Here is a 21,992-nt window from a genome sequence, read left to right as displayed (position 1 = left end):
TTAAAAATAAAAATTATACGTATTTGAATTTCATTTTTAAGAGTATTTTCAAAATTAATTTAAAAAAAAGAAAAATATATAATCACAAAAAAATTATAACTCTATTATTTAAATTTTACAATACAACGTCTAAAAAGTCAAATTCACTGAGGCAGCTCGATTGCTAATCCTTAAAATTATTCATTCTCAGCCGTCGCTCAAACAATACATCGTGTATTGTTTCGTGGCATTACATCCATGTAATTTTGACGGCTTCCATTTACGCTTAGATTTTTTAGGTATAAAAAATCTAAGGGAAAAGGATTTATAATTATATAATAAAAATTATTTTTTCCAATTACCCGCTGTAAGAGAGCAATAGCTCAAAGGTTTTTTTATCAAAATCCAATTTTTAATCCAATAACCCACCGTAGGTGTGTTAAGGACAATCTTCGAGCCTTCATTTCATTTTAGACTTTTTAGACGTCCTATTAAAATAATTAATACTATGTGCTGACGCAAAGCGTCACTTGTTTTTATTTCTTTTTATTACAACGTATTTCTATTGTATAAATCTATTATTAATTTTACCTCTCCAGAACCTTTATCCAGCATTTTTGCTATTTCATTTATACTCATTCCTCTATTATAATATTCTATAATTTTATCTTTTAATGAGTTTTCTTTCAATTCCTTATTCTTGGCTAATTGTTTTATCAACATTTCTTCATTTTGTTGGTTTCCAATATTTTCTTCTATTTGATCTGTTTGTGCTGTATAAGGTTCTCTAAATGTATTTTGAAGATTATAATATTCATCGTTGACTCTTTTTTTATCTTCAATATCTGGCATTTCTACTTTTTTAGAATCCAAACTCGAAAAATGTGATTTTCCCTTTTTTATTCTTTCTACAGCTTTAATTCTCATCAATTCATCATTCTTCTTTTCCAGATCCGTAAGCATGGAAAATGATTTCATATAAGCTTCATCTGCATCTTTTATCAACTGATCCAATATTTCTATTTTATTATCAAGTGCTCGTAACCTCGAAGAAGTTATTTTTTGAAACCTTGCCAATAAAGTATTAGATTGATCTTCAATTGATGAATCAATCGAAATAGAAAAATTATTAAATTTTCTCCATAACGATATTATTAACGATAAATTTATCAAAGAAACGACTGACAAAATTATTAACCAAATAAAAATTATTAATGTTACCATATTTACTTCCTTTCTAATGTCACTTCAGGAAATTCTATTTCACCTGTATTTTTCCATAATAAGTAATTTTCCGTAATTTCTGTTGGATTTGGTATAACTTTGATAAAATCCCAATTTTCCGGTTTATATATATATAATGTTGCACTATTTAAATTTATTTTCTGATCATCTAAAGAAAATTCATATTTATTATTATCTTTTTTTTGAATAAATCCTTTAATTTCAGATTTTTCTATAACATTAATTTTATAACCATCACTAACCGATACTGTTGATTGAACACTGATTAATTCAAACATTCTTCCAGTTTTTTTTGTCAAATTAGAAATGAAATCTTCATATACCTTTCTTTTTTCAGAATCTGGTTTTTTATAACTTTCTAATAACTTATTATATGATTTTTCATCTTTAGCCTGAACCGTTACTTTTGATAACATAATAACATTTCCATTATCCTGAATGTAATAATAATTATCATTGTTAATTATATCAAAATCTATCCTTGCATTTTTAGCCATAAAATAATTAAAAATACCTATACCAACTATGAATATTAAAGCAAAAATAATAAAATTAGATGAGTTCCTCTTTTGTTGTCCTTCCGCCATTTGAATTCCTCCTTGAAATTTTATATTTTCTTATTATATAATACCACAAAATGTGGTAAAATTAAAGGAGTATTCATGAAAAAGGAGGAGTTGTATGAGAATATTAAGTGGTATGCGTGCAACTGGAAAATTGCATCTTGGACATGTGTTAGTTTTGGAAGATTGGAAAAAATTGCAGGATGAAGGTAATGAAACATTCTTTTTCGTTGCTGACTGGCACGCTTTAACTACTCATAAAGAAGAGAGTCACATTATATATCAATCAACACTTGATATAGTTAGAGGATATTTAGCTGCTGATATAGACCCAAAAAAGTCTGTTATTTTTGTTCAATCTGCAATTAAAGAACATGCTGAACTATATTTATTATTTAATATGTTAGTTTCTGTAAGTAGATTGGAAAGAATTCCAACATACAAAGATTTAAAAGAAAATTTAGAAAACAGAGATCTTTCAACTGCAGGATTTTTAACTTATCCTGTATTGCAAACTGCAGATATTCTGATTTATAAAGCAACTGGTGTCCCTGTAGGTGAAGATCAGGTATATCACATTGAATTAAGCCGTGAAATTGCAAGACGATTTAATAATCTATACAAAGAAATATTCCCGGAACCAAAACCACTTGTTACAAGGATTCCTAAACTTCCTGGAACAGATGGAAGGAAAATGTCAAAAAGTTATGGGAATATTATAATGATAGATGAAAATTCAGAAAGTTTAAAAAAGAAAATTATGCCAATGATGACAGATCCAGCGAGAATGAGAAGAACTGATCCTGGAAATCCAGAAAAATGTCCAGTATGGGATTATCATAAAGCTTTTACGCATAAAAATCAAGAATTAAATTGGGTAGCAAATGGTTGTAAAACCGCCGATATTGGTTGTGTTCAATGTAAAAAATTACTACTAAAAAATATGGAAGAAAGATTAAAACCTATATGGGAAAAATATAGTAAAATATCAGATAAAGATGTTTTAAACGTTATACATGAAGGAAATAAAAAAGCTTCAAATATTGCCCAAAAAACGCTTGCCGAAGTGCGGGAGGCTATGAATCTCAGGTGGTGATTTAAATGTTTTCCGATTTAAACATTGAATTAGATATATTTTCAGGTCCTTTTGAAACGCTTGTTCAACTGATTAAAGATAAAAAAATCCCTGTAAGATTATTATCTGTATCAAAAATAGCCAGTATATTCAATGAATATATTGAAAAAAATTATGATAATCTTGATGATATCGGCGAATTTCTGAGAATAGCATCTTATCTTACATTATTAAAATCAAAAGAACTACTTCCACGTTCTGATGAAAACAAAGAATTCACACGAGAAAGAAATACTTTATACAATATAATTGAAGATTATGAAAAAATAAAAGAAACTATGCAAATTTTACAAAAAGATTTTGGAAAAAATACAACGAAAAAATCAGTAAAAATCAAAACTTCACGTTTTGATAAAGATAAAATCCATAAACAACTGGAATTATATATGTATGATTATCTACAAATACAACAAAAATTGGAAATATTAAAAGAGAGTTTTACTGTTGAAGAAGCCGTAGAAGAGTTAAAAAACAAAGATAGATTCACAATAAAGGAACTATATGTAATCGCAAATCATGAACGCTTACGATTTATTGTATATTTTCTTGCCTCTTTAATGCTGGTTAGAAATGGGTTACATTATATAACGGATAATTATGAATTTATAAAAAATACAGAAGAGGTGTCTGGAAATGAAAAATAAACACCTTATACCAATAATTGAAGCAATGCTTTTTTCAAAACCTTCTGGATTTAGTTCAAAGGAAATATCTGAAAAATTAAATGAACCAGAAGAAAAAATTAATTCTATACTTATTGATATATGGGAACATTATAATTCCGAAATACATGGTATAGAATTAGAAAATTTTGAGAGTAAATATAGATTTACAATAAAAAATGAAATAAAAAGTATATTGAATCCAAAACCAAGAGTTTTTTCTCTTACTGAATCACAATTTGAAATATTGGCAATATTATTGTTAAATGGGCCTTCTTCAACTACAGAAATAGAAAAATCAAGAGGAAAATCATCGTATCATCAAATAAAAAAGCTTTTAGAAATGGGATTAATTATAAAAAAAAGAAAAGAAAATGCGAAAAATAGATATTTATACGCTCTTTCTGAAATGTTTTTTGAATTATTACCGGAAAAAACTATAAATAAATTAAGAGGTGCTAAAATTGATAAAACTTCAAACGTTTCTTCAAAAAATAGGTGAAGGCTCAAGAAGAGAAATTGGAAATTTAATTATATCTGGAAAAGTTAAAGTAAATGGTGAAATAATACGAGAACCATGGTTCAAAGTTGTAGAAGAGGATGTTATTGAAATAAATAACAAAAAAATTCATGTCAAAGATAAAATTGAAGAAGCGGAAAATTATGTTTATTATTTAATTCATAAACCTGTTGGATATTTATCAGCATTGAAGGATGATAGAGGAAGAAAAACAATAACCGATTTAATAAAAAATAAAATTAAAGAAAAGGTTTTTCATGTAGGAAGATTGGATTATAATACCTCTGGATTAATGTTACTCACAAATGATGGAGACCTTGCTAACTTACTTCTTCATCCAAAAAGAAAAATTTATAAAACATATAAAGTTTTAATAAACAAACACATAAAAGAAAAGGATTTAAAAATTCTAGAAAATGGAATTTTAATTGAAGGTGGCTATAAAACTCAACCTGCAACCATTGAGAAGGTTCAAAAAAAAGGTAAATATTCAGAAATAACTTTAAGCATACATGAAGGTAAAAAAAGGCAAATTAGATTAATGTTTAAAGCTCTGGGATATAATGTAATTAAATTAAAAAGAATTAAATTTGGTCCATGGAATATTAGCGAGGTTAAAAATCCTGGAGATATAAAAAAATTAAATTCAGAAGATATTAAAAAATTAAAGGATTACTTGAAAAGCAGAAGCTAATGCTTCTGCTTTTTAATATTCTGTCTAATTTCACTTGATAAAACCAATTAATAACAAATTATTTTAATCAAACCAAAATTATAATAAATATTTCAATAAAATTTTTCAAGTATTTTTAGAAAGAACCATTTTTAATTTGAGAATAATTTAAACTTCTACCTTTTTTATTCCTCTTGACAGATAAAATTTTTGTGTTATAATTAAATAAAATCGATAAAGTTAAAAAATCTCCTTTTTTTATACAAAAATAAGGCGGGGGTGGTTACGACATGGGAACAATGTTAAATGAAGAAATATTAAAAATAGTAAATGCTGAACATCACGATCCATTTTCAATATTGGGAATACACAAATTAAATGAAAAAGAAATGGTTATTAGAACTTTTCATCCTTTTGCTAAATCGATTGAAATAATAAACCTAAATACAAAAACTAAAAGAAGATACAAAATGGAAAAGATTCATCCTGATGGCTTATTTGAAAAGGTTTTAAAAAGAAAAACTTTTTTCAAATATGAATTTGAATATAAGGATAATAATGATAATGTATGGCGTTCAAGAGATCCTTACAGTTTCTTACCAATTATTTCAGACTATGATTTATATCTTTTTAATGAAGGTAACAATCACAAAATTTATGAAAAACTGGGTGCTCATCCTATGAAAATTGACGGGACAAAAGGTACTTATTTTGCCGTATGGGCCCCAAATGCTAAAAGAGTTAGTGTTGTTGGCAATTTCAATAATTGGGATGGTAGAGTTCATCAAATGAGAGTCCTGGGATCATCCGGTGTATGGGAAATATTTATTCCTTTAGTCCAGGAAGGGGATATATATAAATTTGAAATAAAGACAAAAGACAACAATATACTTTTAAAATCTGACCCTTATGCTTTTTATACTGAAATGAGACCAAAAAATGCTTCTATCGTTTATGATTTTCACAAAAAGCATGAATGGAAAGATAAAGCCTGGTTGGAAAGACGAAAAAGAACAAATTGGTTTGAACAACCTATTTCTATATATGAAGTACATCTTGGGTCATGGAAAAAGAAAAATGAAGATGATTTTCTAAATTATAAAAAATTAGCACATGAATTAGCAGAATATGTTAAAAAGCATAATTATACTCATATTGAAATTTTACCTGTTTTAGAACACCCTTTAGATGAATCGTGGGGATATCAGGTAACTGGATATTTTTCTCCTACTAGCAGGCATGGAAAACCTGAAGATTTTATGTATTTTGTAGATTATATGCATCAAAATAATATAGGAGTTATTCTTGACTGGGTTCCTGGGCATTTTCCAAAAGATATTCATGGACTCGGAAAATTTGATGGAACAGCACTTTATGAACATATGGATCCAAGACTTGGTGAACACCCTGATTGGGGAACATATATTTTTAATTATGGTAGAAATGAAGTAAAAAACTTTTTAATTTCAAATGCATTATACTGGCTGGATAAATTTCATATTGATGGTTTAAGAGTTGATGCTGTTGCTTCAATGCTATATTTAGATTTTAGCAGAAAAGATGGCGAATGGGTACCTAACAGATATGGTGGAAGAGAAAATCTTGAAGCAATAGAATTCATAAAATATTTCAATACAATTACACATCAATATTTTCCGGGAATTTTAACTATAGCCGAAGAATCCACAGCATGGCCTGGAGTAACAAAACCCGTTGATTTTAACGGTCTTGGATTTTCAATGAAATGGAATATGGGATGGATGAACGATTCTTTAAGATATATAAGTAAGGATCCTTTATATAGAAAATACCATCATAATGATCTTACATTTTCCATGGTATATGCTTATGCAGAAAATTACATTCTTGTATTATCACATGACGAGGTAGTCCATGAAAAAGGTTCTATGATAAATAAAATGCCTGGCGATTACTGGCAAAAATTTGCTAATTTAAGACTGTTTTATTCTTATATGTTTGCCCATCCAGGGAAAAAATTATTATTTATGGGAAATGATATTGGACAATTTAACGAATGGAATTGCAAAAAATCTTTAGATTGGAATTTATTGGAATTTGATTCACATAAAAAATTACTTCAATTAGTAACCGATTTAAATAACTTATATCAAGATAATCCAGCATTATATGAATTAGACCATTCACCAGATGGATTCGAATGGATAGATTATAACGACAAAGAAAATAGTGTTATTTCCTTTATAAGAAAAGGAAAAAATCATGAAGAAATGATAATTGCCATATTCAATTTCACTCCAGTTATAAGATATAATTATCGCATAGGTGTTCCAAGAGATGGTTTTTATAAAGAAATACTAAATACAGATTCTGAAATCTACTGGGGAAGCAATGTAGGAAATCAAGGTGGAGTTTATGCTGAAAAAATCCCTTTTCATAATAGAGAATATTCTATAAATTTAACCTTACCTCCTTTAGCTGGAATATATTTTAAATGGGAGAAAAAATAGATTAAATAAGCCTTGCAAAAGCAAGGCTTATTTAATTAATAAAATCATTATATCATTTACATTTGTCCCTGTTGGGCCAAGTTTCAACAATGAATTAGCTTCATTTAACCCATTATATGTATCATTATTTTCAAGAAAAATTAGAGGATCTAATCCTTTTTCTTTAATTTTCTTTATCGTATTTCCGTTAACAATTCCGCCAGCGGCATCAGTTGGACCATCTGTTCCATCTGTTCCAATTGAGGCAAATATAATATTTCTTTTTCCTTCTATTTCCAGAGCAAATGAATACGACAATTCTTGATTTCTTCCTCCTAATCCATTTCCTTTTACAGTTACAACTGTTTCCCCGCCAGCGATAATCGCACATGGTGGTTTTATGGGTTCATTTGAATCAATAATTTCCTTTGCTATTGATGCAAAAAACTTTCCAGCTTCTTTAGCTTCGCAATTTAATGTAGTTGTTAATAATAAAGTATTGTATCCCATATCTTTTGATTTTTTTATTGCTGAATTACAGGCTACATTCACACTACCAATTATAATATGTTCTGTATTATCTATTTTCTTCGGTGTTTCTTTTATAAGTGCTTTTTTTATTTTATCATTTACTACTATATTGTATTTTTTTAATATTTTAAAAATATCCTCTGTAGTTGTTTCATCAATATAAGCGGGTCCAGAAGCTATGCTATCAATCTTATTTCCCAATACATCTGACAACACTAATGCATATACTTTTTTTGGTGATATCAAAGATGCAAATTTTCCTCCCTTTACCATTGACATCCTTTTTCTTACTGCGTTGATTTCAACTATACTCGCTCCAGATTTTAATAATTTTTCTGTCATTTTTTGAATATCCTCAAGATTTATATCTTCTTCAGGAAGTTCAAACAAAGCTGATCCACCACCAGATATCAAAAATAATATTTCATAATTATTATCTAAATTTTTTATCATTTCTATAGCTCTTTTTGTAGCTTTTATCGAATTATTATCTGGAATAGGATGTCCCGCTTCGTATATTTCTATATTGTCAATATTTCCCATACTATGCTTATACTTTGTTATAACTATTCCTTTTTCTATTTTATTTCCTAATTCTTCTTTTGCCGCTTTTGCCATTCTCCACGCTGCTTTTCCAATTGAGATTAAAAATATTTTATTTCCAATATTTAACTTTTTTATATTATTTTTTACAGCATTTTCAGGCAAAACAGATTCAATTGAGTAGTTTATTATTTCCTTTAAATCATTTGTTAATAAATTATCGATAATATCTCCTCCTTTCAAAATTACACTTGGATTTTTTGTGCTCTTCAATACTCTGTAATTATAACATAAAAAACATAATATATCCCTAGACGCGGCTTGACCCACGAAAATTAGACAAAAAATAAGAAAAACTAATTTTTTCACAGAAACAACCATATAAAATAAAAAAAGGTAAAAAAAGAAAATAAAAAACAAAAGTCATTTTTGACTTCGTCAAAAAAATTATCATTAAAAAGATAAAAAACGAAATCAGGAGTAAGGTACTTTAAAGACCTTTTGTAGCTTTTCTTCGAAAAGCGAAAAAATAAAATAGTATAATAAATAGATATTACTTATAAACAAACTATATAGTTATTTTAAAATATGAATAGCATTAAAAATTATTATAAAAATCAAAATTATTTTTTGCGAAACAAAAATGATTATAAAAATAAATATAGGACATGTAATAATTATAAACATCATTGATATCGTTAAAAGAAATATATTCAACAAATTCTCTTTGAACATAAACAGCTTTTCGAAGAAAAGCGAGTTTATGGAATATAATTATTAAAATAAAAACCGAATAATTTTTAGCTTTGCCAAAAAGTTATGGTAATGTTAGCTTTGAATTGAGGACCATTATCAGTTCTAATAATTAAATTTTGAGGTATAGCATTTCTAAATTTAATAGCCTGTTAATAAATAAAATTTTTAATTTTATTTATTAAAGAATAAAATACTAAATAAAAATACCAAATATTTGCGAATGATAATGAGCATGTTAAAATCAATAATACTTAGAATACCAACAAAACCAAAACATTTGCTTCGCAAAGAAATAAGGAAATAAAAAATATAATTATAAAAAAACATAATAATATTTATTCCATAAATAGTAAAAACAAATTTAATATCAGCTTCCCAATATGTAAATGGTAAAATAAAAAAGAACAAAAAGAGGAAAATAAAAATGTACAAAAATGTACAAAAAGGATAAAGAAATAATGGTATCCTTCTTTTTTGAAAGGAGGTATAATTCTTAACCAAAATTTAATACTATTCAAAACCTTGATGTGTTCAACATTTTATTTTTTTGGTCCATTTTTCAATTGTAATCACGTCCACCGTTCACTTGACAAATACATATGAAGGGAAACCAAAAAAAAGAAATAAGAAAAGCAAATTGGATAATTATTTAAAGAGGATAGAAGAATTGTTATCAATAAAGGGAATTACAATGAGAGCAGTATATGAAAAATTAAAAGATGAAGGGCTAAATATAGGAACATATTCTAATTTTAGAAAGCATGTTAAAAGAAAGGGGTTGATAGAAAAGAAAAAGGAAGAAGAATAAATTATAAAATGAAAGCATTTGCAAAAGATTTTGGATTTAAAATCAAATTATGTAAGCCAAGACATTCATATACTAAAGGGAAGGTTGAATCAGCAAATAAATTCATATCTTGGATATTAGCGTATGATAAGGATTTTGAAGACGAAAAGGAACTAAATGAAATGTGTTCTAATAACCTGAAAAAATTAGATAATTTTTTGTAGGAGGGGAATATGAATAATTATATAAAACTACAAAATAATCTAACAGAATTAAATTTAATAAATATAAAAACCAATTTAGATAAATATTTGAACTTAATAAATACAGGAGAAAAAAGTGTAATAGACGCATTATATGAATTAAGTGAATTAGAAACAAAGGCAAAAGAAAAAAGAGCGATGAATGCATGTGTAAAAGTAGCTAATTTCCCATTTCTGAAAGGAATAGAAGATTTCAATTTTCAACCAGGAATAAATAAACAGGAAATTTTAGATTTAAAAAGCTTAAGATTTGTGGAAAATAATGAAAATATACTATTTGTAGGAACCCCTGGAGTTGGCAAGACACATCTTGCCGTCTCCATTGGAATAGAATGTGCAAAACATAGATATTCAACATATTTTATCCATTTCCAAGATTTAATGTCTCAATTAAAAAAAGCTCTTAAAGAAAATAGATTAGAAACAAGATTAAAGCATTTTTCGAAATACAAAGTATTAATAATAGACGAAATAGGATATTTGCCAATTGATACAGATGCTTCAAATTTATTTTTTCAATTAATATCAAAAAGATATGAAAAACACAGTACAATAATTACAACAAATATGCCATTTTCAAGTTGGGGTGAAATATTTGGTTCTCCAGTTTTGGCTCAAGCTATATTAGACAGATTATTACATCATTCTCATGTTATTTCAATTAAAGGTGAATCTTATAGATTAAAAGAAAAAATGGATTTTTTTGCTAATTCTGTTTCTAATTCTTAATCCCTTTTTTGTACATTTTTATTTTCCCTTTTTTTAACATTCTTGTAGTTGTTTTTACAAGCTGCAAAAGGTCTTTAAAGTATCTTACACCTGATTTCGTTTTTTATCTTTTTAATGATAATTTTTTTGACGAAGTCAAAAACGACTTTTGTTTTTTATTTTCTTTTTTTTACCTTTTTTTATTTTATATGGTTATTTCTGTGAAAAAATGAGATTTCCTTACTTTTTGTCTAATTTTCGGGGGTCAAACCGCAAATTTAATTTAAATAAAGAAAATCCAGGGATTTTTCATAGATTATTAAAATTTCGATGGACTTTCAAAATTTATAACCTTTTGTGCCATTTCCGTAAATGTTCCATCATGAGTTACAATAAATGCCTGTTCTATTTCATTTAGCATATTTTTAAGATTTTCTGCAAGCATATTTCTTCTTTCTTCATCAAGATTTATGGTAGGTTCATCAAGTAAATAAATATTAGCTTTTGATAAAAAATTAGCAAGAGCCACTCTTATTGAAATCGCAACACTTACTTGTTCTCCACCGGATAATATACTAAAATTTCTTTCTCCTTTTATATCATCATGAATTTTCACCTGATAATTGTCTTCAGAATCCCAGATTATTTTTTCATTCTTTCCAGACATTTTTATATAGTTTTCAGTTGCTTTTATTGAGACTGTTTTGGTAAATTCCTTACTTACATAATTTCCCATTGTTTTTATTTTATCTCTAAACTCTTTCGTCAATTCTAATTTTTTAAAATAAATTTTTATTTCGTTATCCAATTTTTCTTTTTCTTTTAAAATCGCATTTCTTTTTTCCAATGTTTTTCTCAAATTATTTAATTCATTTTCCAATTTTCCTATTTCAGTATTTAAATCAATTATTATTTTTTGTTTTTCTGAGATTTTTTCTTCTATTTTTTTTATTTCGCTATTTAATTTTCCTAAATTTTCATATTTTTCAATTCTTTTTTTGAGTTCTAATAATTTTTTAGTTTCACTTTCAATTTCACTATTTAGATTTTTCAATTTATTTTTCAGTATATTCAGTTTGTCTGCAATTTTTTTGTTGATTATATAATTATTGTAGAATGGTTCTAATTTTTCAATTTCACTTTTTAAATTTTTGATATCAACTTGTATTTTATCAATTTTATTTTCTAAATCCATATATTTACTTAATTTTTCATTATTCATTTTTATTTTAAGTTTTAATTCATCAATTGACTCAATATTTTTCTTTAAAAATTTTTCTAAATTTTCAAGCTTGTTTTCAGCTTCTTTCAATTGTTTTTCTATTTTAATTTTTTGTTTTTCCAAATTTTGTATTTCATTGATTAATACACTTTTTTCCTCTAAATACTTTTTGTAATTAATATCTATTTCGGTTGATTTTTTATTTATATCGCCATGTTTTTTCGCTAATACATTAAGCGCTTTTTCTATTTCAACTTTTTTATTTTTTATATTTTTCAATTCATCTAATTGTTTTAAAATCATTTGTTTATTCACTTCAATAGTTTTCAATTTTTCTTCAATTTCTTTTTTTTCACTTTCAATTGTATTTAGTTTTTTTAATTTATCTTCCAATATATCTTTCCTTTTTTTATATTCTATAAGTCTTATTTCAAAGTAATTAGTTCCACCTTCTTTTTCCTCAAGGTTTTTACATTTTTCATTTAGAATTGGGCATAATCCGCCAGATAATTGTTTTTTTGACTGCTCTGTATTTTCAATGTCCTTGTTTATATATAACAATTCTTCTTTTAACTTTTCTTTTTCCTGTATTTTTTTATCTAATTCATCCTTTTTTTTGTTCAACTCTTCAATTTTTAAAATATTTTCTTTTAAACGTTCTTTTAAATCATATTCTTCACCTATATGCTTATTATATTCTTCAATTTTTCTAATAAATTCTTTTTTCTGTTCTAATAATTGTCGATACAATTGTTTTTGATTTTCTAGTTTATTATATTCATCTAAAACCTTTTGAAATTCCTCTTTCTTTGAATCTATAGTACTTTTAATTTCATCATAGTCCTTGCTATACTCAACGATATATTGATTTAATTCTTTTATATTTTCTTGAATATTCTTGATTCTTTCTTCCAATGTGTTTAAATTATTCTTAAAAGAATATATATCCTTTTCTAATTGATTTTTTTCCTTTTCTTGATTTCTCAAGAAATTTTCTTTTTTTGTTTTTTCATCCAGAGTTTTTTTTATTTCAAGATATTTATAATAATTATCTTTTGATTCTTCGACTATTTTTTTTGCATTTTCCGATTCACTTATTTGCAAATTTAAACTTTCTTTCTGACTGTTATAACTTTCTAAATTATTTTCCAATAATTTAATCTGTTGTTCTAATGTTTTTAGTGCATCAATTTCTTGCTGTATTTCTATTTTTTTATTTTTAAGTAAGTCATATTCATTTTTATTTTTTTCTTCTTCTTTAATTTTTTCATTTAATATTTTTCTATTTTTTTCAATATCACTCTCTATATTTTCAAATTCTTTTAAACTGCCGTTATAAACTTCTATTTTACTTTTTAGGTTTTCTATATTTTGATTGTATCTTCTTTCGACTTCGTTTAAATCCTTAAAGATACTTTCATATACTTCTGTATCGAATATTTTATTAAAATACTTTTTCCTGTCAGACGGATTTAATAAGAAAATATTTACTATATCATTTTGATATGCACTAATCACACCTTTAAAAATTTCTTTTATATTTTTTCCTGTTATACCTGCTAATTCCCCAATTTTTTCAGGTACTCTTTTGTTTATATTTACTTTTCCGTATTTATCTTTCAATAGATGTTTAGATTGATTTCCAATTTTTCTTTCTACAATATATTCAACACCATCATTTCCAACAAATTCAACAAATATTTCTGCAACTTTGCTACCTTTTTTTACAGCATCTTTTAATTGTCCATTTCGTGGTTCAACATTGAATAATGCTATTCCTAAAGCCTCAAAAACCGAACTTTTTCCACTGCCGTTTTTTCCAAGTAAAAGATTAATTCCATCTTCAAATTCTAATTTTAAACTTTCGTGATTTCTAAAGTTTTTTAATTCAATTTTTTTTATTTTCATTTATATCACCTTCGATAATAAAAGAACTCAAAAAATTATCAAACACATCAAATAATTCTTCACCTTTAATTCCTTCATGCTCCATACTCTTTAATTTATCTAAAAATTTAACTGTTTTTTTACTGTCAGCAGAAAATATATTATCCCAGCTCTCAACAACTTTACGTTCTATAGCATTTTTATCAGTAATTTCATAATATTCTTCGTTTGATTTTTCATAAACATGGTCAATCTGCACAACAGCTTTCAATGCTCCTTTTTCTTTTAGTAATTTTTCTATTTTTTCCGTATCTAATGAAAATTTTGAACTATTCTTTATTTTTAATATGATAATTTCTTCATCTTTTTCAAATTCCAATTCTTCAATAAATTTTTCTATTATTTCAAAGTTGTTATTGTATTCTATTTCACGTCTTAATATTTTTCTTTTTAGAGAATGATAAAATTCATATTCTTTTGTTTCTGTATCAAAAATAATAAAACCTTTTTCATCTTTTTCATTTAAATCCCAATATTCAGGGCAACCAGGAATAAAGAAAAAAGGATTATCTTTTGGATATGTTTTGAATGTATGAATGTGACCACCTGCTATATATAATACTTTTTCTTTTAAAATATCTATATTTTCAGAAGAAATACATCCTGGAAGAAATTCTCCTGCTAAAGCTGTATGTACCATAATTATATTTTTTTCATCAGGATTTAATTGATCATTTAAATCTAGTATATATTTATCAATAAATGCACCTGGATAACCAAGTCCATAGAAATTTATATCATTGATTTTAATTGGTTCAAAAATTATTTTTTCTTCATTAATAAAAATTTTCGGAACTTTTACAAGGTTTTTATTTTCAAGATAATTGATCCATGAATCATCTGAATTATATATTTTATCATGGTTTCCTTCTATTATCAATGTAATAATATTATTGTTTTTTAATTTTTCCAAAATTTTTTCTGTTCTATATAGTATATCAGGTAATAATGTGCTTTTATCAAATAAATCACCACTTATCAAAAATATGTCAACAGATAATTCTATAGCTTTATCCACTATATATTCAGCTGCCTTAAAGTAATCTTCATATCTTTTGTTTGTATATTCACCTATTCCACCAACAGGCCTTCTGCCAAGATGCCAGTCAGATGTGTGTAATATTTTCATTTCAACACTTCCTTTTTAAAGCTTATAATAAGTATTTCTACCTTTTCCATATCTTTTAAGGTATCCTTTTTCCACATAGTCTTTTAAAATACTACGTGCTATTCTTTCTCTTATATTCAAAATTTTTTCAACATCATTTTTTCCAATTAACAATGCACCATCAATAGTGAGAAAATGTTTTTTATTATATTCTTTTAAAATTTTTAGATTTAGCATTTTGTTTTCATTTAACTCTTTTCCAGTATAATTTTTAAAATCTTTTTTTATTGTTCCAAAATCAACATTTTCCTGTGGGTAATTAAATAAGATTTCTTCAAGTATATTCATATAAATCACCCATAGAGTATAGATTTGTAAACATACATTCTTAATTATAACATGCTTATTTGTTTTTTTAATTTTTTTTCAAAATTTTTATCATATTCAACTTCAATTATATTCCCATTTTTTAGACTTATAATATATCCTTTTTTTGGATTTCCAAAATCTTTTAAGAGATACATATAAAATTGTAATTGAAATTTATAATCTTCTATTTTTCCTAAATTATGTAATTCTGAATATTTATAATCCAACACTTCTATGTTGTTTTTTTCATCAAAAATAACTCTATCCGGCACTCCAAAGATCATATATTCTTTATTTTCAATTTCCAATCTTTTTACCAATCTCCATTCTGTTTTAAATCTTTTAATGGAAAATAATTTTTTTATTGTATCATTATTTAATTCTTTTGGCAGATCCCCATTTTTTATTAAATATTGTATTTGATTAAAGCTGTTTATACTCTCCATTAAATTATGTAATTCTGAACCTTTTAATAATTTATCTTCATCTGACAGTAAATCATCAGTTTCAATTTTTATATAACCTTCTTCTGTTAGGTCGTCTGCAATTTCTTCTTTTTTTAACTCATTTATAATATACGTTGGTGCTATGTATTTTTTATATGCAAAATCCATAAGATTTTTTAATTGCTTTTTTTCTATTTTTATTTTTTTCTCCTGTTTTTCATTGTGCGAAATCTCTATTTCACTAATATCAAGCTCTTCTGCCATAATTATATCTCTTGTTTTATATGACAATTTCATGAATAAATCCGAAATTTTTTTTATTTTATTATTATCTTTTTTATCTTTAGTAGCAGCGATTATAGGTATTAACATTTCTTTTGGCCTTGTTATTGCAACATATATTAATCTTAAAATTTCAGTGTCTTCAAGAAATTTGTTTATATCGAACATTTCAGAAAATTCTTTTCCAAGCTCAATGTTTATTTTTTCTTTATCTGTTAAAGGTATATCAGCATTTTTTACTGTTTTTAAGAATAGCTTTTTTAGGATAAAATATCTCACATTATCTTTTGGTAAGGAAAATTCTGTTTTTTCATCAGAAATATTTACTTTTTCTCCAGTTTCCTCACTTGAATTTAAATTTATTTTTCCTCCTAATCCACCAAGTATTACAATAGGAAATTCAAGGCCTTTTGATTTGTGAATAGTCAATACTTTTACAACATTTTCTTTTTCATCAAGGATAGCAGCTTCACTTTCTGAGATTTCTGATGATTTTTTTAATAGTCTCATCAATTCAGCAAAAGATATTGCAAGTGTGTTATATTGTTCTGCTTCATCAATCAATTTTTTTACATTTGCTATAGCATAGTAGGAATCTGTATATAATGTTAATTTTGAAAGGTAATTATTTTCTGTTATAACACCTTTTAATATTTGTGTTGGCTTTAAATAATATTTTAACTCAACATATTTTTCCAGTACTTCAAACGCTCTTTTTTCACTTTCTAAAAGTTTATCTTTGTTTTCCTGTATAGTTTTGTATAATGAATTATATTTTTTTGCATTTTTTATTTTTATAAATTCATTTAATCTCTCAAAAGTCATACCACCCATTAAAGACATTATATAACCACTTAAATTCAAGTCATTATTTGGATTTTGAATAGCATTTAATGCGGAAAATACAGTTTGAACCTCTGTTTTATCATAAAATGATTTACTTCCAATTATATAAAAAGGTATATTGTACTTTTTAAATGTCTTTCTGATTTTTTCTTCTGAATTTTTTAATTCCCTTAATAATATAGCTATATCGTTGTATTTTATTTCTCTTTTTTCAAATATAATTTTCCCATTTTCTCTTTTTCTGAATTTCATTTTTTTACCAATTAATGATTGCACTGTTTTCGCAATTGTTTCATATTCGTCTTCTGTGTTTATTACATATTTTATTCTGTGCTTATCATTTTTGTTCTTCGAAATGGATGGAATAATATCATTTTCGTCTTTTTTTTCATATTCGGAAAAGTCTTTGTCATCACTAAATAAAAGATTATTATATACATCGTTATACACTCTTTTTACACTTTCATAACTTTTTATAGTTTCCTCACTAAATAATATCTTTTCAGAAAATTCATTTGCAAATTCTACTATTTCTGAATTCGAACGTCTATTAATCCTTAATTGAAATTTACTATTTTCATCAAAATCATTTTCTGTAACAGCAAAAACAGAGACATCTGCGCCTCTGAATCTATATATTGATTGCTTCCTGTCACCAACATAGAATATATAATTTTCTTCTGTATGAATATTATCAAATAATGCTTTTTGAAGGAAGTTCGTGTCCTGATATTCATCAACGATAATATATTTGAATTTATTTTGATATTTAACCTTTATCCTTTTATCTTCTAAAACTTCCAATGTTTTGCCAAGTATACCTTTAAAATCATATTGAAATTGATCTGCTGTATATAGATTATATATTTCCTGAGCAATTAATACAGTATTTTTAAACAACCATAATACTTTATTAAAATCAGGATTTGGCAATTCGAATGTCGGGATTGAACTCATTTTCATTTCTGTTCTCCAATTTTTTAATGTATCTAAAAGTACTTTTTTAAATGTATCAAGTTTTAATTCCTTTAATATATATTTCAAAGCTATTATAAATCGCTTTTTGTCTCGAAGAATTTCATTTATTATTATTTTTACTGTTTCACGTCTTTCTGGAGAAATAAAAAATGTAATTTCATCTATATCAAGTCTTTTATTATCCATAATATTTTCATAGATGGTAAATAATATTTTTAATGTGTTATATACCGATTTTTCAATTTCTATATTCATCTTTAATTCATTAATTATAGTGAAATTCGGATCTACTCCTATTGCGATATTATTTTCTTTTAATATTCTCGAACAAAAACTATCTATTGTCATTATCCATGAGCGATTTAGGTTTGTTTTTATTTCACGCCAGTATTTATAGTTTTCTTCTATGTTTAATTTTTTTTCTACTTCTTCAAGGATTCTTTCTTTCATTTCCCCCGCCGCTTTGTTGGTAAATGTTACTGCAAGAATATTCTGAACAATATCCGGATTGTTTTCCTTTTCGTATTTTTCCAATATAGCTATATAATATTGAGTTATTGTGTATGTTTTGCCTGTTCCTGCAGAAGCAGAAATAAAATAATTTTTATCAACATTTTTTTTCATTTTATCTATATTTAAAATTTTAGACATTTTTTCACCCCATTATTTAGAGTTCTTTTTAAATTTTACATGTTCTCTTGTTTTTAGGTTAATATATTTTCCCCAGCCTAAAACACTACATAATCTATAATATTCACATTTATTATCTTTACCATTTGAATTATATCCACCATCACATGTATAATATTTCTCACTGGAGTTTTGAACATTATATTCTTTCATCCTTAAATAATCTAAGAATCTATATTTTAATTTATTTTTATCATCAATGAATGCAGGATAAAACTCTGCACTTTTAATAGCTTTTATTACATCATCAAACCATTTTTCAAATTCTTTTAGAGGAGTTTTACTATATGACGTTGAATTACCGGGATATTTTATATATATATCGTTATCTTCAATTTTCATCCATTTTAAGCTATCTTTTTTCCCCAGTTCTTTTTCCTTCATTGGAAGAAAACTTAAAAATATGGATTTTCCTTTTATTTTTGATTTCCAATCTGGATTATTTAATAATATATAATAGTAAAACAACAATTGTTCACTTTGAAAACTTTTGCTATTTTTATAATCTATTATAGATAATGCTTCTTTTTCTATTTTTTCCACAGGTTTTAATTCATCTTTCTTTTTATCCATACCAAACCTTATATCTTCCTCAAGCAAATCTATCCTATCAATACGAGCAAAAAAATTATAATCTTTATATCTTCCGGAAACCGAATATTCGCTTTTCAAAACTTTATTGTATAATATTGTTTTTTTATCCTGGTTATTTTTGACTCTACTACTACCAAAGAATATATATGATTCAACTAATTTTTTCACAACTATAACCATCTCACTGGCTATATCTTCTATTTCTATTTCCTTTACTATTTTATATGATCTTAATTCTTCTACGCCGGAATTATCCCATTCTTCCATAGCAATTTCTTTTATTTCGTTATATAGAATATCCTCATTCTGAATAAGACTAAAAATAGAATTATATGCTGGATATTTATCGAATAATCTTTTCATTATACGATGTTTTAAGTTTCCTGTATAGAAAATGGAAAAATCTTTATTACCTTTTATATTTGCTAAATATTTTAGATAATATTTAAATGGACAATCTACATATGTTGAAATCTTATTATGGCTAATATCGCCAGTATTTATTTCATCATTCAACATCCAGTTATAATTATCTCTTTTTACTTTTAAATCTTCTATTTCTGTAATTACACTATTTATCTCTTTTATATCAGATTTTAAATTATTATATGCAAAGTATAATGCTGCCTGTTCTAAAGAAAAAATTTCATATGTGTCTGCGGGAATAATTTCTTCACCTTTTATTTTTAAATCCCAATCTTTAACCTTAAATAATTTTTCAAAATCTTTTTCATATGGAGAAGAGAGTATTTCTTCTCCTGATAATGTCGCTTTTGGATAGGTAAATATTACATTATCAGAAAAAAGCATGGAAATATAAAGGTTTTCTCTGAATTGCAATTCGGAAATTTTTGAATAATTATTTGTTTGTGTGATTTGTGATAATAATGGATTTACAGCGATTGATGGATAATTTCTGTCAGTAAAAGATACAAATATCTTGTATTTTTTATGTACAAATCTTGAATCATTTAATGTGAATATTTCTACTGTATTTGAATATCTTTCAGAAATTCTAAATTTTTCTGTTTCTATTAAACTGGAAAGTATGTTATAAAATTTAGAAAGCTTAATTTCACCGTCTATTAAACGACTCAGATTTTTTTCAAGAGTGAGTAATAATTCATGAAATTTATATAATGCATTTAATTCACTTTCCACTTTTTCTATATTTTTTATGTTTATAATTCCTTCATTTATCCAGCTATTTAAAAGTTCTCTGTAATATGTAATTTCAAAATCATTTATATCTATTTTCTCTAACAGATTAAAAAGTGTGTTCATTAATTCAAATAATTCGTTAAATTGTTCTTCCTGTTTTTCTAATCTTTCCTTTTCATCAGATATATTTAATTCTGCTTTTATTTCTTTTAGATATTTTGAAATTGTATTTAACCACTTTTCCTTTCTTGATTTAAGCGTAGACTTTGGATAGTCATAATAGAGATTAATAGTTTTTAATAACGATTCAATTTCATCAATTGATAACGAACGTTCTCCTCCGTATCCTGCTTCTATTAATGCAAGCAAATCTTCTACTTCATATCCTGAGTATTTCGCCTTTAATGGTAATAATAATTTTGAAACTATAACGCTTTCTGATAGTGGAATATCATTTTTCAATCTATATGGAACGTTTAATTCTTCAAAAAATTCAGCAAATGCATTCGCAGTTTGTGTATCAGGAACAATTATTCCAAAATCCTGAGGTTGATTATTTTCATATATTATTTTTCTTTTTATTTCTTTTGCTACATTTTCTATTTCTAATACAGTATTTTTAAATACTGTTTTTTGTATGTATATATCTTTGAATAATTTTTTTAATTCTGATTTTTGATAATTTATCTCAAAACTTTCATTTTTTAAAAAGTATAATATTCTTTCAAGACTTTTGAATGATTCTTCATCTATCGGATTCCAAGCAAAAAATATAACATTGTCAAACATATTAAACATTGTTTTTAATACTTTAGTCAAAATAGGTGGTATATCAAAAAAACCGCTTATGAACAATGTATTTCCCAAGGTTTTTTCAAGTTTAGGCAGCTCGTTATAGAACCATTTATATATACTAATCTGGTCATAATTTTTATCTATACTTTTAGAATTGTCGAATTTTGTATTGAGTATTTCTTCCAGCTTTTCCTCAAGATGCTTATATAGCTTATACAGATTGCTATCACCATCTACATCTTTATCTATTTCTGAATATAATTCATTTGAAGAAATAATATTTTCATCGTCTATCCTTGAAATCTCCCATTTTCTTTCAAAAATTTCAAGAAGATAATCAATTGAGCGTTTTGATTTTGAAAGAGTTTTTACATAATTTTTGAATTGTGGATTATTTTTTTCCTTTTCTATTAAATCTTCCATTTCTTTTGCTATATATGATTTTAAAAAATCCCTGTCTATAAACAGGAATGAAGGTTCATATTTTCTAAATATTTCAACAGCATATTGATTTATAACCCTAAAAGCATCTCTATTAATAGTTTTATCAACTTTCCTCGCAACACTTTCAGCAATTTGCTTTACATAATCACCAGATGGTCCTATAAACAAAAAATTCATCGGGTCTTTTTTATAATAGGGAAGAATAATTTCCCCTAACTCTTCAAAATGATTACGTTTTATATCAATAATCTCTACTTTTTTCATATTATTCCTCCTG

General features: G+C 25.6%; 14 protein-coding genes and 1 pseudogene. 7 read left to right on the top strand and 8 right to left on the bottom strand.

Annotated elements, in window-relative coordinates; translation table 11 throughout:
- Nucleotides 1-528 precede the first annotated feature (528 nt).
- Together X275_RS06715 and X275_RS06710 are read right to left on the bottom strand one after the other, a co-directional pair.
- Nucleotides 529-1,203 (bottom strand): DUF6115 domain-containing protein, encoded by a 675-nt coding sequence (locus X275_RS06715; RefSeq protein ID WP_047268116.1) that lies wholly within the window; start codon nt 1,201-1,203, stop codon nt 529-531.
- Nucleotides 1,204-1,205: 2 nt separating this feature from the next.
- Nucleotides 1,206-1,811, bottom strand: a complete 606-nt coding sequence (locus X275_RS06710) for a DUF4897 domain-containing protein (protein ID WP_047268115.1) — start codon at nt 1,809-1,811, stop codon at nt 1,206-1,208.
- Between the two features lie 94 nt (nt 1,812-1,905).
- Between X275_RS06710 and trpS the strand changes: the two genes are divergently transcribed.
- The 5 genes from trpS (at nt 1,906) to glgB (ending at nt 7,266) form a co-directional block, all read left to right on the top strand.
- Nucleotides 1,906-2,883, top strand: coding sequence for a tryptophan--tRNA ligase (gene trpS / locus X275_RS06705; RefSeq protein WP_047268114.1), 978 nt, complete (start codon nt 1,906-1,908; stop codon nt 2,881-2,883).
- Nucleotides 2,884-2,888: 5 nt separating this feature from the next.
- Entirely contained in the window at nt 2,889-3,566 is a 678-nt protein-coding gene (locus X275_RS06700; RefSeq protein ID WP_047268113.1) for a segregation and condensation protein A, read from the top strand.
- Nucleotides 3,556-4,086, top strand: a complete 531-nt coding sequence (gene scpB, locus X275_RS06695) for an SMC-Scp complex subunit ScpB (RefSeq protein WP_047268112.1) — start codon at nt 3,556-3,558, stop codon at nt 4,084-4,086. Before X275_RS06700 ends, scpB begins: the two co-directional genes overlap by 11 nt.
- Nucleotides 4,040-4,798 carry a pseudouridine synthase gene (locus tag X275_RS06690; protein ID WP_231588293.1) on the top strand — a complete coding sequence of 253 codons (759 nt, stop codon included), beginning with the start codon at nt 4,040-4,042 and terminating at the stop codon, nt 4,796-4,798. Before scpB ends, X275_RS06690 begins: the two co-directional genes overlap by 47 nt.
- Before the next feature lie 269 nt (nt 4,799-5,067).
- Entirely contained in the window at nt 5,068-7,266 is a 2,199-nt protein-coding gene (gene glgB, locus X275_RS06685; RefSeq protein ID WP_047268110.1) for a 1,4-alpha-glucan branching protein GlgB, read from the top strand.
- 27 nt (nt 7,267-7,293) lie between these two features.
- Here the strand turns inward: glgB and X275_RS06680 are convergent, their stop codons facing one another.
- Nucleotides 7,294-8,547, bottom strand: coding sequence for a glycerate kinase type-2 family protein (locus X275_RS06680; RefSeq protein ID WP_442914812.1), 1,254 nt, complete (start codon nt 8,545-8,547; stop codon nt 7,294-7,296).
- 1,126 nt (nt 8,548-9,673) lie between these two features.
- Between X275_RS06680 and X275_RS11785 the strand changes: the two are divergent.
- Both X275_RS11785 and istB read left to right on the top strand, forming a co-directional pair.
- Nucleotides 9,674-10,038, top strand: a pseudogene (locus X275_RS11785) (hypothetical protein); the annotation flags it as partial.
- A 57-nt stretch (nt 10,039-10,095) separates the two neighbouring features.
- The gene (gene istB / locus X275_RS06665) at nt 10,096-10,854 is read left to right on the top strand and encodes an IS21-like element helper ATPase IstB (RefSeq protein ID WP_047268107.1); all 759 of its coding nucleotides are present in this window, start codon (nt 10,096-10,098) and stop codon (nt 10,852-10,854) included.
- Nucleotides 10,855-11,152: 298 nt separating this feature from the next.
- On the opposite strand, the gene X275_RS06660 is transcribed toward istB, so the two are convergent.
- The 5 genes from X275_RS06660 to X275_RS06640 are packed head-to-tail and all read right to left on the bottom strand — an operon-like array spanning nt 11,153 to nt 21,979.
- Nucleotides 11,153-13,963, bottom strand: a complete 2,811-nt coding sequence (locus tag X275_RS06660) for an AAA family ATPase (RefSeq protein ID WP_047268106.1) — start codon at nt 13,961-13,963, stop codon at nt 11,153-11,155.
- Nucleotides 13,944-15,131, bottom strand: coding sequence for a metallophosphoesterase family protein (locus X275_RS06655; protein ID WP_047268105.1), 1,188 nt, complete (start codon nt 15,129-15,131; stop codon nt 13,944-13,946). Before X275_RS06655 ends, X275_RS06660 begins: the two co-directional genes overlap by 20 nt.
- A 15-nt stretch (nt 15,132-15,146) precedes the next feature.
- On the bottom strand, nt 15,147-15,458 hold the full coding sequence (locus X275_RS06650) for a hypothetical protein (RefSeq protein ID WP_047268104.1): 312 nt from the start codon (nt 15,456-15,458) through the stop codon (nt 15,147-15,149).
- Nucleotides 15,459-15,502: 44 nt separating this feature from the next.
- Nucleotides 15,503-18,682, bottom strand: a complete 3,180-nt coding sequence (locus X275_RS06645) for a UvrD-helicase domain-containing protein (RefSeq protein ID WP_047268103.1) — start codon at nt 18,680-18,682, stop codon at nt 15,503-15,505.
- Nucleotides 18,683-18,694: 12 nt separating this feature from the next.
- Nucleotides 18,695-21,979, bottom strand: a complete 3,285-nt coding sequence (locus X275_RS06640; protein WP_047268102.1) for a PD-(D/E)XK nuclease family protein — start codon at nt 21,977-21,979, stop codon at nt 18,695-18,697.
- Nucleotides 21,980-21,992 lie beyond the last annotated feature (13 nt).

Source organism: Marinitoga sp. 1197, assembly GCF_001021165.1.
Classification (GTDB): domain Bacteria; phylum Thermotogota; class Thermotogae; order Petrotogales; family Petrotogaceae; genus Marinitoga.
The sequence above is the reverse complement of the archived record's forward strand: the minus strand, read 5'-3'. Positions and strand labels throughout refer to the sequence as shown.

Coding starts and splice junctions, on each gene's coding strand:
- X275_RS06715 (WP_047268116.1), bottom strand. CDS start 1,203: ATGGTAACATTAATAATTTTTATTTGGTTAATAATTTTGTCAGTCGTT.
- X275_RS06710 (WP_047268115.1), bottom strand. CDS start 1,811: ATGGCGGAAGGACAACAAAAGAGGAACTCATCTAATTTTATTATTTTT.
- trpS (WP_047268114.1), top strand. CDS start 1,906: ATGAGAATATTAAGTGGTATGCGTGCAACTGGAAAATTGCATCTTGGA.
- X275_RS06700 (WP_047268113.1), top strand. CDS start 2,889: ATGTTTTCCGATTTAAACATTGAATTAGATATATTTTCAGGTCCTTTT.
- scpB (WP_047268112.1), top strand. CDS start 3,556: ATGAAAAATAAACACCTTATACCAATAATTGAAGCAATGCTTTTTTCA.
- glgB (WP_047268110.1), top strand. CDS start 5,068: ATGGGAACAATGTTAAATGAAGAAATATTAAAAATAGTAAATGCTGAA.
- istB (WP_047268107.1), top strand. CDS start 10,096: ATGAATAATTATATAAAACTACAAAATAATCTAACAGAATTAAATTTA.
- X275_RS06660 (WP_047268106.1), bottom strand. CDS start 13,963: ATGAAAATAAAAAAAATTGAATTAAAAAACTTTAGAAATCACGAAAGT.
- X275_RS06655 (WP_047268105.1), bottom strand. CDS start 15,131: ATGAAAATATTACACACATCTGACTGGCATCTTGGCAGAAGGCCTGTT.
- X275_RS06650 (WP_047268104.1), bottom strand. CDS start 15,458: ATGAATATACTTGAAGAAATCTTATTTAATTACCCACAGGAAAATGTT.
- X275_RS06645 (WP_047268103.1), bottom strand. CDS start 18,682: ATGTCTAAAATTTTAAATATAGATAAAATGAAAAAAAATGTTGATAAA.
- X275_RS06640 (WP_047268102.1), bottom strand. CDS start 21,979: ATGAAAAAAGTAGAGATTATTGATATAAAACGTAATCATTTTGAAGAG.